Annotated in this window: 13 protein-coding genes; 4 read left to right on the top strand and 9 right to left on the bottom strand. The window is 67.0% G+C overall.

The window, feature by feature from the left end; all coding sequences use genetic code 11:
- Positions 1-59: 59 nt before the first annotated feature.
- From D4754_RS17430 to tcuB, 4 genes are read left to right on the top strand one after another with little or no spacing between them, the layout of a single operon-like run.
- Positions 60-863 carry a hypothetical protein gene (locus tag D4754_RS17430; RefSeq protein WP_121066238.1) on the top strand — a complete coding sequence of 268 codons (804 nt, stop codon included), beginning with the start codon at positions 60-62 and terminating at the stop codon, positions 861-863.
- Positions 790-1,485, top strand: coding sequence for a GntR family transcriptional regulator (locus D4754_RS17425; protein ID WP_121066235.1), 696 nt, complete (start codon positions 790-792; stop codon positions 1,483-1,485). The genes D4754_RS17430 and D4754_RS17425 overlap by 74 nt, the downstream gene beginning before the upstream one ends.
- Positions 1,482-2,885 (top strand): FAD-dependent tricarballylate dehydrogenase TcuA, encoded by a 1,404-nt coding sequence (gene tcuA / locus D4754_RS17420; protein WP_121066232.1) that lies wholly within the window; start codon positions 1,482-1,484, stop codon positions 2,883-2,885. Before D4754_RS17425 ends, tcuA begins: the two co-directional genes overlap by 4 nt.
- Entirely contained in the window at positions 2,875-3,984 is a 1,110-nt protein-coding gene (gene tcuB / locus D4754_RS17415) for a tricarballylate utilization 4Fe-4S protein TcuB (RefSeq protein WP_121066229.1), read from the top strand. Before tcuA ends, tcuB begins: the two co-directional genes overlap by 11 nt.
- Positions 3,985-4,018: 34 nt before the next feature.
- Here tcuB and D4754_RS17410 read toward each other — a convergent pair whose 3' ends face one another.
- The 9 genes from D4754_RS17410 to D4754_RS17370 are packed head-to-tail and all read right to left on the bottom strand — an operon-like array spanning position 4,019 to position 15,053.
- Complete coding sequence (locus D4754_RS17410) at positions 4,019-4,759, bottom strand: isochorismatase family protein (RefSeq protein WP_121066226.1); 741 nt, start codon at positions 4,757-4,759, stop codon at positions 4,019-4,021.
- Positions 4,756-5,445 carry an isochorismatase family protein gene (locus tag D4754_RS17405; RefSeq protein WP_121066224.1) on the bottom strand — a complete coding sequence of 230 codons (690 nt, stop codon included), beginning with the start codon at positions 5,443-5,445 and terminating at the stop codon, positions 4,756-4,758. The genes D4754_RS17410 and D4754_RS17405 overlap by 4 nt, the downstream gene beginning before the upstream one ends.
- Positions 5,442-6,338 carry a polysaccharide deacetylase family protein gene (locus tag D4754_RS17400; protein ID WP_121066221.1) on the bottom strand — a complete coding sequence of 299 codons (897 nt, stop codon included), beginning with the start codon at positions 6,336-6,338 and terminating at the stop codon, positions 5,442-5,444. The genes D4754_RS17405 and D4754_RS17400 overlap by 4 nt, the downstream gene beginning before the upstream one ends.
- On the bottom strand, positions 6,335-6,832 hold the full coding sequence (locus tag D4754_RS17395) for a (2Fe-2S)-binding protein (protein ID WP_121066218.1): 498 nt from the start codon (positions 6,830-6,832) through the stop codon (positions 6,335-6,337). Before D4754_RS17395 ends, D4754_RS17400 begins: the two co-directional genes overlap by 4 nt.
- Before the next feature lie 8 nt (positions 6,833-6,840).
- A complete protein-coding gene (locus D4754_RS17390; protein ID WP_121066215.1) occupies positions 6,841-7,719 on the bottom strand; it encodes an FAD binding domain-containing protein in 879 nt (292 codons plus the stop codon).
- Positions 7,716-8,444 carry a class II aldolase/adducin family protein gene (locus tag D4754_RS17385; RefSeq protein ID WP_121066212.1) on the bottom strand — a complete coding sequence of 243 codons (729 nt, stop codon included), beginning with the start codon at positions 8,442-8,444 and terminating at the stop codon, positions 7,716-7,718. Before D4754_RS17385 ends, D4754_RS17390 begins: the two co-directional genes overlap by 4 nt.
- Entirely contained in the window at positions 8,441-10,777 is a 2,337-nt protein-coding gene (locus tag D4754_RS17380; RefSeq protein WP_121066209.1) for a xanthine dehydrogenase family protein molybdopterin-binding subunit, read from the bottom strand. The genes D4754_RS17385 and D4754_RS17380 overlap by 4 nt, the downstream gene beginning before the upstream one ends.
- Complete coding sequence (locus D4754_RS17375) at positions 10,774-13,110, bottom strand: xanthine dehydrogenase family protein molybdopterin-binding subunit (protein WP_121066206.1); 2,337 nt, start codon at positions 13,108-13,110, stop codon at positions 10,774-10,776. The genes D4754_RS17380 and D4754_RS17375 overlap by 4 nt, the downstream gene beginning before the upstream one ends.
- A 2-nt stretch (positions 13,111-13,112) precedes the next feature.
- The gene (locus D4754_RS17370) at positions 13,113-15,053 is read right to left on the bottom strand and encodes a TRAP transporter permease (RefSeq protein WP_121066204.1); all 1,941 of its coding nucleotides are present in this window, start codon (positions 15,051-15,053) and stop codon (positions 13,113-13,115) included.
- Positions 15,054-15,059: the final 6 nt, after the last annotated feature.

Below are 15,059 nucleotides of genomic sequence, written 5' to 3'. Positions count from 1 at the left end.
TCCGGCGCCAGCTTGGCGACGAGAAGGACATTCTGCGCGCGAATCGCACCGACGTTTGGTTGCGGTCGGACAGGGTATCGATCGACCTGATAGATGACCCCGACGACGCCCTGCGGCGCCTGCGCGCCGGGCGGGAGTTTCTCGAAGGGACTGATATCGCATCGGAGGAGTTCGAGGACTGGCTGCGGCAGGAACGGGCTTCGCCGAACGACAGGGCCGAACGTTTCGGTCCGGAGCCGGTGGCGCCGGACGGCGCAAAGCCGGACAGGCTGTCCGACACCGGACCCGTGTCCGCCGCGGAACCAGGACCTGTCGTTGGCGATGTTCCCATCCTCTATTTCGACACGGCGTCCCTCACATCGCCTGACAAGGTGGAACTCTTCCTGACCGACGCGATCAGCGCGCAGCTTACCTGGACGGCGACCAGCCACTTTCGCGCCGATGTCCGGGCGCTGGACGGGACGCTGCAGCCCACGATCGTAGCCCCCGACGCGCGGTTCGTTATCCGGGTGACCGCCATCAACGGCGAATACATCGCTCTGGCCCGCATGACCGAGGAGCCAATTGGACGGTTCTTCTGGTCGCGGCAGGTATTGATCGACGGTCAGGACAACCAGGCCATCATCGATGCCGCCGCGTCCCTGGCCACCGAAGCCAGCGAAGCGATGGCAGCCCGGCAGATCATGGCCAGCCCGGCGCAAAAGGATCGGGGTTCGTCGGGGTTAGCCGAAGCGTCGGAGGAATCGGCGCCCTTGACCGCAGTGTATCCAGCTGGATACAACCGGATGCATGAAGACGAAGTCGAAGCTGAGCATCGCTGCCTACGAGGAAACCCGCCCGCTTCAGGGCGAAACGGCCTATGATCGCCTGCGCGATGAAATCCGCTCGGGCCGATTGCGGCCGGGCGCGCGCCTGACGGAAACCGAGATTGCGGAACGCTTGTCGGTCAGCCGCACGCCGGTGCGCGAAGCGATCCGCCGGCTGGAATCCGAAGGTCTGGTCGATCACCAGGCGCGGGCCGGGGCGGTTGTCCGGAAGCTGGATTATTCCGAGATCATGGAGCTTTACGAGATGCGCGCGGTTCTTGAATCGACCGCGGCGCGACTGGCAGCGCGCGCGGCATCAGAGGTGGAGATCCGCGATCTGCGGGATATCAACGCGCAGATGGGCGTATCGGAAGGTGATCCGCAGGCGCTGGCCCGGCTGAACCGGCAGTTTCACCAAAGCCTGCTGCACGCTTCGCGGAACCGGTTCCTGCTGAAATCCATGGGCTCGGTCGACACCACGATGATGATCCTTGGACCCACGAGCCTCGAGTCACCCGACCGGGCGCGCGAGGCGGTGGCGGAGCATGACGAGATCATCGCGGCCCTTGCCGCCCGCGATGAAGCGACGGCCGAGGCAGCGATGCGGCGGCACATGGAAGGCGCGCAGTCCGAACGGCTTCGAATGCTGCGCCGCGACGATGACGGAGAACAGGCATGACAGATCCCGCCACGCTGGCGCATCAGGTCTGGGACGTGGTGGTCGTGGGCGGCGGCAATGCAGCCCTTTGCGCCGCGATCGAGGCGGCCGAGACCGGCGCCCGCGTGCTGATCCTGGAAGGCGCGCCCAAGGCCTATCGCGGCGGCAATTCCCGCCACACCCGCAATTTTCGCTGCATGCACCACGGGTCCCTGGGGCCGCTTGTCGAAACCTATGACGAGGAGGAGTTCTTCGACGATCTCCTGCGCGTCACCAAGGGCGAAACCGACGAGGCGCTGGCGCGGATGTGCATCAGTACCTCGGAGGACTGTTTGCCGTGGATGCAGGCCCATGGCGTGCGGTTTCAGCCATCGCTGGCGGGCACTCTGTCGCTGGACCGGACGAATGCGTTCTTCCTTGGTGGCGGCAAGGCATTGGTCAATGCCTATTACCTGACAGCGCAGGATCTGGGCGTCACGGTGTCTTACGACGCGCAGGTCCGCCATATCGGGATCGAAGACAACCGCGCCACCCATGTCGAGGTGGAAATCGGCGAAACACGGTACCGGATGCAGGCCCGTGCTGTGGTGCTCGCCTCGGGCGGGTTCCAGGCTGATATCGACTGGCTGGCCCGCGCATGGGGGGAATCCGCGCGCAACTTCCTGATCCGCGGCACGCCCTACAATCGCGGAGTCGTCATGAAGGACATGCTGGATCAAGGCGCACAAAGCGTGGGCGACCCGACCCAGTGCCATGCCGTGGCCATCGATGGCCGCGCGCCGAAATTCGATGGCGGCATCGTGACCCGGCTGGATTGCGTGCCGTTCTCCATCGTGGTGAACCGCGATGGCTGCAGGTTCTACGACGAAGGCGAGGACGTCTGGCCCAAGCGCTACGCGATCTGGGGCCGTCTGGTGGCGGCACAGCCCGGTCAGGTGGGATATTCCATCATCGACAGCCGGTCCATCGACCTGTTCATGCCGTCGGTCTACCCGCCGATATCGGCCGACACGATCGAGGAACTGGCCGGGAAGCTGGACCTGCCGCCCGATAAGCTGAAGGCAACCATCGCCGCGTTCAATGCCGGGTGCCGGCCGGGGGATTTCCACCCGCAGAAGCTGGACGGGCTGGCGACCGACGGGGTGGAGCCTGCCAAGACGAACTGGGCCCGGCCCATCAGCGAACCACCTTTCTATGGCTACAGCCTGCGCCCTGGCGTGACCTTCACCTACCTGGGCCTGAAGGTCGACAACACCGCCCGCGCGGCGGGGCCCGAGGGCCTGTATGACAATATCTGGAGTGCCGGAGAGATGATGGCGGGATCGATCCTTGGCCAAGGCTATCTTGCCGGCTTCGGCATGACCATCGGCACCGTCTTCGGACGCATCGCAGGACAGGAGGCCGCCGCCCATGTCGCTTGACGTTTCCCTTCAGACCGACCCCGGCGCGATCTCGCAGGACCCGATGGAGGAAGCCCGCCGCCAGGTCGAGATCTGCAATGCCTGCCGCTATTGCGAAGGCTTCTGTTCGGTTTTCCCGGCGATCAACCGCAACAAGGTGTTCGCGGATGGCGACATTACCCAGCTGGCCAACCTGTGTCACAATTGCCGGGGATGCTACTACGCCTGCCAATATACCGAACCGCATGAATTCGCGCTGAACCTGCCGCGCGCGCTGGCCGATGCTCGGGCCGACAGCTGGGAACGCCTCGCCTGGCCCGGCGGGCTGGCACGTATCTTCCAGCGCAGCGCCGCCGCGATGGCGGGCGCGCTGGTCGCTGGCTTTGCGCTGATGTTCCTGGCCATCGCGGCCATTCCGGCCGGGGGGCAGGGCTTCTACGCGTATCTTGGCCACGGCGCGATGGTGGCGATCTTCCTACCTGCCTTCCTGTTTCCGCTGGTGTCCATCGCCATGTCACTGCGCACCTACTGGCGCGAAGTCGGCGGCGGCGCGGTCCGGCTGGCCGACCTGCGCGCGGCGGCCCTTTCGGCCGGACGGATGAAGAACCTCGACGGCGGGCAGGGGCAGGGCTGCAACTTCGAGAAGGAAGAACGCTACACCAGCGGCCGCCGCCACGTGCACCAGGCGATCATGTGGGGGTTCCTTCTGTGTTTCGCATCGACCGGTTCGGGCACCGTCCTGCATTATGTCTTCGGCAGCCCGGCCCCTTACGACTTCTGGACGCTGCCGAAACTGCTGGGCGTGCCGGGCGGGCTGCTGCTGGTGCTGGGCTGCGTCGGCATGGTGATGCTGAAGCGCAAGGCCGACCCCGCGCTTGGCGCCACAGGACGGGAGGGCGGATCGGCTGCCTTCATCTGGCTTCTGGGCTTTGTCGGCCTATCCGGTCTGCTGCTTTACGCGGCGCGCGGTACTGCGCTGACCGGCCCGCTGCTGGCAGTGCATCTTGGGGCGGTGCTGACGTTCTTCCTGCTTACGCCCTATTCCAAGATGGCGCACGGCTTCTATCGCTTTACGGCGCTCGTAAATGATGCGGGCGCCAAGGCCGGGCGCACCGGCTGATAGGTGTCGATCCGGAAGGAGTGGAAACCCGACGTCAGAGGCTTGAAGACGACTCTGGCAGCGTGGCGCTGGACGGGTCCGGAAGTTCCCTCAGATGGGAAACCGCCTGCACTGTGTCGATGACAGAGCCATAGCGCATCGCGATATCGAACAGGGCGATGGCATGGCTCGATTGCGACCGGTCGAAACAGCCATCCGCAACCGCCGCAACCTTGAAACCGTGCGATACCGCATCCACGGCGCTGGCCCGGACGCAGCCCGATGTGGTGGTGCCCGTCATCAGCACGCTGTCGCAGCCAAGGCGGCGCAGATGGGTGGCGGTCGGCGCACCGAAGAAGGCCGACGGCTTGCGCTTGTAAACGGTGATGTCCTGCATGTGCGGCGTCAGAGGTGCCACGATCTGGTTGGCATCCAGGTTGTGCGGCGTGGCCGGGATCTGTTCCGCCGTCCGGTTGTTCTTCCAGGCCCAAGATCCGATGTCCCATGCATCGGCGCGCGCGCGGCCGGTCGAGTAGATCACCGGCACGCCAAGACTGCGGGCGGTCGTGGCGAGTTCCGCGATCCGGTCGATCGCCTCCCAGCTCTCCGCCCCGCAGGCATTGGGCCAGCGGCGGATCGCGTCGAAGATGTCTTCGCCGGGCTGGTCCCCTGCAAAGCCCCAAGAAACGTCGATGATCATCAGCGCCGGTTTCGACCCCAGGCCTTCGGGACCGATCAGGCCGGTTCTTTCGACCCGCGCGCGGTCCGCTTTCGACAGGTACGGATCCCAGATCATGAGGTCGCTCCGGGCATGAGGGGCAGGCGCCTGTCGGGCGCCCCGTTCGGCAGAGCGAAAAGACCGGCGGGCAGGCTGGCCAGCCACGAGGCGATCTCGAAAGTTTCCAGCGGATCGGCGTACTTCGCGTCCAGATCGCAGAGCGCCAGCGCATGGCTGGCCTCGAACGCGTCGAAACAGGCATCGGCGGCGATGGTGACGCGCAGGTTCAGCGAAAAGGCATCGATGCAGGTGGCGCGCAGGGCGCCAGCCGTCTGGCCACCGGCCAGCACCACGCCATCGGCGCCCAGAAGGTTCAGCAAACCCATCAGGTCGGTGTCGAAGAACCCGGACGGTGCCTGTCGGCGGACGACGATGTCCGTGGGCTGGGGCGGGGTGATCAGGTCCGTCTCGGCCACGGGGTCGGCAATGGTGGCCTGACCGTCCGTGCCGGGCCGGTCCCATCCGTCGGGCCGGGCTGCGCCTGCCAGATGGATCACGGGAAGGCCGGCCGCGCGGACGGTTTGGGCCAATGTCGCGGCCTGTTCCAGCGCGGTGTCGAAACCCGGCAGGTCGGCATTGGCGACGATGAAATCGATCAGCAACAGCGCCGGCCGGTCCGGGAAGCGGCCGCGTACGCCGTAGCCTGCGTCGGCAAAGACCTTGCGGTCGCGGTCGGTGATGAAGGCATCCCAGGGCTTCGTCATGCGGCTTCGGGCGGGAAGATCCCGGCGTAATGCTGCGCGACCCCTCCGGGCGTGGTGACCCAGATATCGTCACGGTGCGATGCGATATGGGTCAGCGCCCGGCGCAGCGCGCGCAGGCGGTAGGGATGGCCGATGACGAACGGGTGCAGCACGATGGTGTAGCACAGCGGATACCTGGCGCTTTGCAGCAGCATCTCGTCGAACTGGTCGATCATCATCCGTTCGAACGATTCCGAGCCCTGCTGTCGAAAGATCATGACCGGGCTGTCGTTCACCTCGATCGAATATGGAACCGACAGGATGGGCGAGGTCCGCGTGCGCATCCAGAATGGCTGATCGTCGGCGGGCCAGTCCAGAACATAGGAAAAGCCCGTTTCGCGCAGCAAGTCGAGCGTTTCGTGCGTCTGGGCAAGGTAGGGCCCCAACCAGCCGGCGGGCGAGGTGCCGGTATAGGCGGTGATCGCCGCATAGGCTTCCTCGATCAGCACCTTCTCCCCGCCCGGCGGCAACGAATCCTGCCGCTCGCCATTGGTGCGGCCATGGCCCACGAATTCGTCACCGCGGGCGATCATCCGGTCGGCGATCTGCGGGCAGGTATCGAAGAGGAGCGAGTTGAAGTTGTGCGAGGCAGGCATCGCCATCTCGTCCAGCAGGTCGAACAGGTACCACTGGCCCACCCGGTTGCCGTAATCGCGCCAGGCATAGTTCCGGCTGGTCTGCGGCGCCCCCACCTGCGCGCTGTCGCTGCCCATGCCGTCGCAGAAGCTGAACACCTCGATATTGTTGCAGATCGACACGGCAAGCCGCTTGCCATCGGGCCAGGTGAAATCGGGCCGGTCTGGCAGGGGCGAATAGTCGTAGCGGCCGTGATCGCGGAGTTTCAGAAGGCTCATGCGGCGGGCTCCGGTGTCGTGGTGCGGGCGTGGTCCAGCGCGCGCCGGGCGGCGCGGAGGATGTTGCGATAACCGGTGCAGCGGCAAAGGTTCGACGACAGGATCTCGTCCAGTTCGTCTTCGCTGATGTCGGGGGTCTGGCGCAGGGTGCCTTCGATCAGCATCAGGAAACCGGGCGTGCAGTAGCCGCATTGCAGGGCGTGTTCGTCGATGAAGAACTGCTGCAAGGGCGACAGGTCATCGCCCTTGGCCAGCCCTTCGACGGTGCGGATGTCGCCGCCTTCTGCCTGCACGGCGAACATCAGGCAGGACCGGACGGGCGCATCATTCACGGTGATGGTGCAGGCACCGCAGACGCCGTGTTCGCAGCCTAGATGCGTGCCTGTCAGCCCGCAATCCTCGCGCAGCGCATCGGCCAGTGTCTTGCGGGGGGCGCAGGCGATGTGATGGTCGCTGCCGTTGACGGTCAGGGTGATCGCGGTTTTGTCGGTCATGTCGTCTCCTAAACGGGCGCGGGCAGGCGGGTTGCGGCCTGGGCCAGGGCGCGGCGGATCACGGTGCCGGCCAGATCGCGGCGATAGCTGGCGGGCGTGGTTGCATCCGACATCGGGTCGACCGCGTCCATGGCCGCCTGCGCGGCTGTGGCGAAGCTTTCGGGCGTGGCGGGTTGGCCCTGCAAGGCGGCTTCGGCTTCAGGGATGCGGCGGGGGATCTCTTCTATTCCGCCCAGCCCGATGCTGGCCTCTCCGATCCGGTCACCGTCCATCCCCAGCACAACAAGCGCCATGCCAAGCGCGAAATCCCCGGCGCGCCGCGACACTTCGTAGAAACCGGAGAGGCTGCCTGGAGGAATCAACGGCAGATGCGCGGCGGTCAGGATCTCGTCCGGTTCGCGGGTGGTGGACATGGCACCGTCGATCCAGTCGGCGATGGGAATCCGGCGCGTGCCACGGACCGACAAAAGCTCCAGCTCGGCGCCCAGGGTTGTGGCGGTCAGCGCCCATTCCGACGATGGGTCCGCATGGGCAAGGCTGCCGCAGAAGGTGCCGCGCTGGCGGATCGGGTGATGCGCGATGTGGCGTACGACGCTGGCCATCAGGTCGCCCGTCGGCCCGAACGCGGGGTCGGGCGTGTGGAACGTAGCGTGGCGGACCAAGGCGGGAATGACCAGAGTGTTGCCCTCCACCCGCGGGGTATCGAGGCCGGGTACCGTGTTCAGGTCAATAAGCTCCGACGGATAAGCCACGCGCAGCGCCATCATCGGGACAAGGCTCTGCCCGCCGGCCAGGATCATCGCGCCTTCGTCCGCGCCGTCGGCCAGACGCGCGGCGGCGTCCTCCAGCGTTGCGGGGCGGTAGTAGGCGAAGGGTGCTGGTTTCATGTCTCGGGTCCTTCCGCGCCGCCGGTGTGCAGCGCCGTCCAGTGATCCCAACCGCGAGCGACCGCAGCGGGGGAAAACGAGCCTGCCAGCGCGATCTCGCCCGGCGACAGGGGTGTGACCGGGCCAAGGGCGGCGGCTTTCGTCAGGGTGTCGGCCTCGCGCGCGGCGTGGATCGCGCGGAAGGTCAGATCGCGTAGGTCATGGCCCGTCACCACGGCACCATGCCCGCGCATCAGGGCTAGGTGGCCCGGGCCCAACGCGGTGGCGATGTCTTGGGCCTGCGCATGATCGGTCACCAGCATCGGCGTGTCGCCAAAGGCCGTGCGGCTGTCCCACAGCGGCACCTGTTCGCCAATCCAAGCGCCTGTCTGGCTGATTGCGACCAGCGCCCGCCCGCCCATGCAATAGGGCATCAGCGACGCGGCATGGTAGTGCAGGCTTGCCCCTTTCGACGGGTCCGCCAGCAGCGCGCAATGCAGCACCCGTTCGGAATAGAGCGGCGTATCGGCCGCGACCAGCGGCTGACCGTCGAAACTGAAGGGCAGGATATCCTCCGCGCACAGCCGGGCCGGAGCGACGGCGCGGGGGTGCCAGAAGACATCCGCGCGGTCCGGGTCGCGCACGGCGATGTGGCCGAAAACGTCCAGCACGCCTTCCGCGATAAGGATGTGGGTGGCGGTGACCATGTCGGCCAACAGGGCCTCGGGACGGGGCGGGGCGGTCATGTTCTGGCCTCCTTCGCCGCGACGATGGCGGCGCGCAGGGCGGCCGGGGTCAGGGGGGCGGTGGAGATCGTCACGCCCAGGTCGGACAGGGCATCCTCGACTGCGCTGGCGATGGCCGCGGCGGTAGGTATGACGCCGCTTTCGCCCACGCCCTTCAGGCCCAGGGCATTCAGGGGGCTGGGTGTTTCCGAATGGCTGACGCCCACGGGCGGCATTTCGGCCGAGGTGACCATCAGGTAATCGGCAAAGGTTCCGGTAAGGGGCTGGTTTTCGCTGTCGAAGACCATCTTTTCGCACAGCGCATTGCCCAGACCGTGCGCCAGCCCACCCATGATCTGGCCGTCCACCATCACCGGGTTCACCATCTGCCCACAATCGTGCGCCAGCTCCAGCCGCAAAACGCGGACAAGGCCGGTTTCCGCGTCGACCTCGACCTCGGCCACGAGGCAGCCATTGGCGAAGGCCATGCCGTCGATCACCACGCGTTCGGTCGCCATCAGGCCGGGCGAGTCGATACCGGGAAGCTGGTAGCCCGGCAGCCCTTCGGCGGCGCCCGCGATCTCGGCCAGTGTCAGGGACCGGCCCGAATTGCTGCCCGCGACGGTGACGCGGTCGCCGTCGATCTCGAGGCTGTCTTCGGGGAGGCCGAGCAGATGTGCGGCGACGGTCAGCACCTTCTTTCGCACCACCTGCGCCGCGGCTTCGGCCGAGGCACCGGCGACCACCGTCTGTCGGCTGTTGAAGCCGCCGAAGCCATATGGTTCCGCGGTATCGCCCAGCGTCAGGTCGACGCGCGCGGGGTCGGAGCCCAGATGGCTCGCCACGATCTGCGACAGGACGGTGCCCACGCCCTGACCCATGGCGGCCGCGCCGGTGTTCACCTTGATCCGCCCGTCGCGCGCGACGCGGACGGTGACCGTCTCGTACGGGCCGCGGCCTGTGCCTTCGACATAGTTCGCAAGCCCGATCCCCAGCCGCTTACCATCTGCCCGCGCCGCGGCACGGCGGGCGTCGAACCCGGCCCAGTCGCAGGCGTCGAGCGCGGATTGTTGCGTGGCCGGATAATCGCCGCTGTCTAGGACGACCGGCAGACCGGACCGCAGCAGCAGGGGCCGCGGGCAGGGCATCCGTTCAGGGCCAACCAGATTGCGCCGTCGGATTTCGTCACGCGTCAGCCCGGTGGCCCTGGCGGCAGCGTCCAGAAGGCGTTCCATCACGTAGGTCGCCTGCGGCTGACCGGCGCCACGGACGGGCGTGACCGGCACGCGATTGGTGACGGCGACCGTGATGTCCAGATGGTAGGACGGCACCTCGTACATCAGCGGCAGCATCATGCCCGAGGCATAGGGCACGTTCAGCCCCCGGGCAGTCCATGCGCCGTGATCGTGCAGTAGCGTGCCGCGGAGACCGAGGATCCGGCCGTCCGCATCCAGCGCCATTTCCGTATCCCAAAGCTGTGCGCGTTCCTGACAGGCCGACAGGAAATGCTCTCGCCGGTCCTCGACCCAGCGCACGGGGCGACCCAGTGCGCGGGCGGCGGCGGCGATGGCAATCTCTTCGGGATAGGTGACCAGCTTCGGGCCGAACCCGCCGCCCAGATCGGGGGCGGTGACAGAGACGGCGTCCTCGGCCATGTCCAGGAGGCGGCAGAGGTGTTTCTTCAGAGCATGGGGCGTCTGGGTCGACGACCAGACCGACAATCGCCCGTCGATCAAGTCCGGCGCAGCCAGCACGCCGCGGCCTTCCAGCGAATGGGCACCGCCACGGTCGATCTCGAACCGTCCCAGCACGACATGGGCGGCATCCGCGAAGGCGGCGGCGTGATCGCCGTAATCGAAATCGAACTGCGCCAGTCGGTTGTGCGGCCTGTCGCGGTGGGCGGGTACGGCATCATAGGCCACGGCCGACGCCAGATCGGGCGCCACGTCCAATGGGTCAAGGTCCATGTCGATGGCCTCGACCGCATCCTCTGCCTCGGCCCGGCTGTGGGCCACGACCAGAACCAGCGGTTCGCCCACGAAGACGGTTTCATCCGCCGGCAGGATCGGACGGTCGAGCGGGAACGCGATGGAGGACGAGGGCAACCCCGTCGAAAGCCGGTCGCCGCCTGGAAGCAACTGCGCCATGTCCTTTGCAGTGTAGATCGCGACCACGCCGGGCAGGGCCAATGCGTCCGACAGGTCGATGGCGCCGATCCCGGCATGGGCGTAGGGGCTGCGGTAGAAGGCGGCGTGCAGGCCGCCGGGGGTGGCGATGTCGTCCAGGTAGCGGCCCCGCCCGGTGACAAACGGGCGATCTTCCTGCCGGGGGACAGAGGTTCCGACAAGGCTCATGCGTCGCCTCCGGCATCGAATTGGGCCAGCCGGGCATGCAGGTATTGCGGCGTGACAGGCAGGCGTGTCACCAGCCCGGGTCGTTGCAGCGCGTCATCGATGGCCGCGGCAATGGCGGCGCCCGCGGCGGTCACCCCGGCCTCGCCCGAGCCCTTCAGGCCCAGCGGGTTCAGGGGCGAGGGCGCGTCTTCAAGGATCTGGATCGCGACCTCGGGCATTTCAGCCGAGCTGGGCATCAGGTAATCGGCGAAGGTCACCGACAAGGGCTGTCCGTCTTGGTCATAGCGGAATTCCTCCAGCAGCGCGCCGCCAAGGCCCTGTGCCAGACCGCCCAAGATCTGGCCTTCGATCATCGCCGGGTTCACCGCCCGGCCCACATCGTAGCTGATCGCATAGCGTTCGACCGTCGTCCGCCCGGTTTCCGTATCGACGGCCACCATGGCGATATGGGCGCCGTAGGGATAGTTCATGTGGGTGTTGTGAAACCACGCCTCGGCGCTGAGGCCGGGCTGCCGGTCGCCGCGCCTGGGCGAGACGGGGTCGAGCGCCGCGGCGATCTGGCCCAAGGTGACGTGATCGCCGGTGGCCGTGTTCGTGGCCCGGCCACCGTCGAGGATCACGTCGGTCGGCAGGGCGTCCAGAAGCTCGGCAGCCATGTCGCGGGCGCGGTCGTGCAGTTCGGTGGCGGCGCGGCGGGTTGCCTCGCCGGTCATCACCGTGACACGGCTGGCATGGGCGCCCCAGCCATGGGTGATCCGGTCGGTCTGGCCGTGGATCACGCGGCAGGCGGTATAGTCGGCGCCCAACGTGTCGGCGGCGATCTGGGCGATGGCGGTTTCCATGCCTTGCCCCAGTGACGCTGCGCCGGTGACGATCTCGATCTCGCCGTCCGTGGCGATGGTGACGCGGACAAGTTCCGACGGCCCCAGCCCGCTCTTCTCGACGAAGAAGCCCAGCCCGATGCCCACGGCTTCCCCGGCGGCGCGGCGGGCGGCGGCCTCGGCCTGCATGTCGTTCCAGCCGCAAAAGTCCTGCGCCTTGGTCAGCAGACCGTCGTAATCGCCGCTGTCCAGCACCACCTCGGATTCCAGCGCGGTCAGGCCGCGCTGATAGGGCATCTCGGACGTGCCGATGAAATTGCGGCGGCGCAGTTCCAGCGGGTCCATCGCCAGCCGTTGGGCAATCGCGTCCATCAGTCGTTCCCGCACGAAAGAGCCTTCGAAGCGTCCCGGCGCGCGGTAGGTGGCGGCGGGCGTCTTGGCTGTCAGCCGGAAATGGGCGCGGGCGGCATAGGCGGGCACGCGGTAGGGGCCCAGCAGCAGGCCGATGGACATGTCGGCCACGCGCGCGCCATGGGTCCGGACATAGGCGCCCTGATCGTGGTGCAGGGTTTCGTCGATGGCGAGGATATGGCCATCGGCATCGACGGCGGCGCGGATCAGGTGCTGCTGTTCGCGGGAATGGTTCGCGGCCATCATGTGCTCGCGCCGGTCCTCGACCCACTTCACCGGGCGGCGCAGCCGCATTGCGCCCATGCAGACAAGCACGTCTTCGGGGTAAAGCTCACCACGAATGCCGAAGCCGCCGCCGACATGGGGTTCGTGCAGGTCGATGCAGGTGGGCGACAGCCCGAACATCTCGGCCAGCCGGTCGCGGTTCCAGTGGGGCCGCTTGGTGGCGCCCCACAGATCCAGATGCCCGCGCCCCGCATCCCATTCCGCCAGCGCGCCGCGCGGCTCCATCGGGATGCCGGAATGACGGCCCGTCGCCAGGTCCAGCTCAACGACATGGGCCGCGGCGGCAAAGGCGGCTTCGACATCGCCATAGCCCTTTTCGACCACGACGGGTTCGGTGCTGATACCCGGCAGGAACGTGCCCGGCGCCGCGCGGGCGTCCAGGATCGGGGGATTGTCATCCTCGACATCGACAAAGATCGTTTCGGCGGCGTCTTCGGCGACGTAGGGATCTTCGGCGAAGACAATGGCCACGGGTTCGCCAACATAGCGGACGCGTTCAACGGCCAGCACCGGTTGGACGTAGGGTTCCAGCCCGCTGATCTTCGTCGCGCGGAAGGGAATGCGCGGAACCTCGCCCAGCCGTTCGGCGGTCCAGACGGTGACGCCGGGCATGGCGTCGGCTTCGGCACAGTCGATATCGGTGATCCGACCCGTCGCATGGGGCGATCGAACGATCCGGGCATGCAGTTGGCGGGGGCGGTCCATGTCCGCCACGAACCGGCCCAGCCCGGCCACGAGGGGCCGGTCTTCGAGGCGGGTGACGCTTTGCCCGATCCAGGCAGAGCGGCGGGCGTTCGGCAGGGTGGCGTCGGTCATGATCAGTCCTTGGCCGTGACCGCGGCATGTGCCGGGGTGTTCCATGACATATACGTGCCGATCCCCAGCAGGGCCATTCCGCCCAGCACGATCAGCGGCTGGGGCGAGATCATGGCAACCGCGCCCGGAGCCAGTGCAAGGCGCCCGGCCAGCGGTATCGTCCGGCGCCAATACCCTTCGGCGGCGACGGCGAGGGCGACGACCATGACCAGGGACCGCGCGATATCCAGCACGATGCCGCCCAGCGAGGATTCAAGCAGAAGCCCCGGCGCGTACATGAAGGCGAAGGGCATGACGAAGGCGGCAACGGCCAGCTTGCACGCCTGTCCGGCGATGGAGATCGGGTTCGCCCCGGCGATACCAGCCGCCGCGTAGGCCGCCACCGCCACGGGCGGCGTCATGGCCGACAGGACGGCGAAATACAGCAGGAACATGTGCGCCTGCATCAGCGAATAGCCGTAGTCGGCGACAAGCGTCGGTGCGACCAGCGCCGCCGCCAGCGCATAGGCGGCCGGCGTGGGCATGCCCATGCCCAGCAGGATCGTCATCATCGCGGCAAAGATCAGCGTCAGCAGCGCGTTGGAACCTGCGATCAGCACCAGAAGCTCGGCCACCTTGCCGGACAGCCCGGTCATCGTGATTCCGCCGATCACCAGTCCGGCCGCGGCACAGGCACCGGTCACGGCCACCATGGAAAGCGTCGTCTGCGCGATCCCGTCCAGCAGTGACCGGACCGAGAAGGTGCGCCAGCGCAGGAGCCAAGTGACCAGCAGTGCCGCCGTGCCGTAAAGCGCCACGTAGGTCGGGCTGTAATGCATGACCAGCGCTGCGGTCAGCACGCCGAGCGGCAGAAGGAATGTCCAGCCCTTCAGCAGTGTCGCGCCGGCGCGGGGCAGCGTGTCCGGGTCCAGTGTGCCCACGCCTTCCTTCCGCGACCGCAGGTCGACCTGAAGGAACACGGTCGCGTAGTACAAAAGCGCGGAGGCCGTCGCGGCGAAAACGATCGAGATGTAGGGGATGCCCGTGAACTCGGCCATAATGAAGACGGCGGCGCCCATCACCGGCGGCAGGATCGACCCGCCGGTCGATGCCGCGACCTCGACCGCGCCGGCCAGCGTGGGGGAATAGCCCAGACGTTTCATCACCGGGATGGTGACCGATCCGGTGGTGACCACATCTGCCGTGGGGCTTCCCGAAAGCATGCCGAAGAGGCCCGAACTGACGACCGACACCTTGGCCGGTCCGCCCGTCTGACGCCCCGTCAGCGCAGCCGCGATGTCGAAGAAGAACGCACCGCCGCCGGCCTTTTCCAGCAGCGTGCCGAACATCACGAACAGGAACGCATAGGTCGCCGTCACCTGAACCGGCGCGCCGAAGACGCCGTCGGTGGTGAACATGGTGACATCAAGGAAATGTTCGTAGGTGATCAGGCCGTGCCGCAGGGGACCTTCGAAATGATGGCCCCACAGGTTGTAGACCATGAAGACCAGCACCAGCGTCGTCAGACCCGGGCCGACCGTTCGGCGGGCGGCCTCGACCGACAGGAACAACAGACCGTAGCCGAAGATCCAGTAGCTGGGCGGCATCGGATCGAACAGCGTGATCCGTTGGGCGATGGCGTCCATCTCGATTGTGAAGAAGACAAGGCAGCACAGCGCGAAGCCGGACAGGATGTAATCGACCACGCTGGGCCTGTCGGCCCGCGCATTGGGGCCGGATCCCACGACGACGAACAGCAGTGTCAGCATCAGACACAAAAAGACGATGGTCCGGGCCAGCACGTCCCATGTCGACATCGTCGCGGCATAGACGGTGTAGACCGCCGTCAGGATCGCGAAGACCTTGACGGCAAGCCCGAGCCATCCGTCCAGCGTGCGGCGCGGCCCGGTGCCGAAACTCGCGGCAAGCAATCTGGACAGTCGGGTGGAGCTGGTCTGGGTCATTCAATT

It is taken from the genome of Chachezhania antarctica, from assembly GCF_003646465.1.
Taxonomy (GTDB): Bacteria; Pseudomonadota; Alphaproteobacteria; order Rhodobacterales; family Rhodobacteraceae; genus Chachezhania; species Chachezhania antarctica.
Note: the sequence above shows the minus strand (reverse complement) of the source record. Positions and strands in the feature narration are given on the sequence as shown.

Coding starts and splice junctions, on each gene's coding strand:
- D4754_RS17425 (WP_121066235.1), top strand. CDS start 790: ATGAAGACGAAGTCGAAGCTGAGCATCGCTGCCTACGAGGAAACCCGC.
- tcuA (WP_121066232.1), top strand. CDS start 1,482: ATGACAGATCCCGCCACGCTGGCGCATCAGGTCTGGGACGTGGTGGTC.
- tcuB (WP_121066229.1), top strand. CDS start 2,875: ATGTCGCTTGACGTTTCCCTTCAGACCGACCCCGGCGCGATCTCGCAG.
- D4754_RS17410 (WP_121066226.1), bottom strand. CDS start 4,759: ATGATCTGGGATCCGTACCTGTCGAAAGCGGACCGCGCGCGGGTCGAA.
- D4754_RS17405 (WP_121066224.1), bottom strand. CDS start 5,445: ATGACGAAGCCCTGGGATGCCTTCATCACCGACCGCGACCGCAAGGTC.
- D4754_RS17400 (WP_121066221.1), bottom strand. CDS start 6,338: ATGAGCCTTCTGAAACTCCGCGATCACGGCCGCTACGACTATTCGCCC.
- D4754_RS17395 (WP_121066218.1), bottom strand. CDS start 6,832: ATGACCGACAAAACCGCGATCACCCTGACCGTCAACGGCAGCGACCAT.
- D4754_RS17390 (WP_121066215.1), bottom strand. CDS start 7,719: ATGAAACCAGCACCCTTCGCCTACTACCGCCCCGCAACGCTGGAGGAC.
- D4754_RS17385 (WP_121066212.1), bottom strand. CDS start 8,444: ATGACCGCCCCGCCCCGTCCCGAGGCCCTGTTGGCCGACATGGTCACC.
- D4754_RS17380 (WP_121066209.1), bottom strand. CDS start 10,777: ATGAGCCTTGTCGGAACCTCTGTCCCCCGGCAGGAAGATCGCCCGTTT.
- D4754_RS17375 (WP_121066206.1), bottom strand. CDS start 13,110: ATGACCGACGCCACCCTGCCGAACGCCCGCCGCTCTGCCTGGATCGGG.
- D4754_RS17370 (WP_121066204.1), bottom strand. CDS start 15,053: ATGACCCAGACCAGCTCCACCCGACTGTCCAGATTGCTTGCCGCGAGT.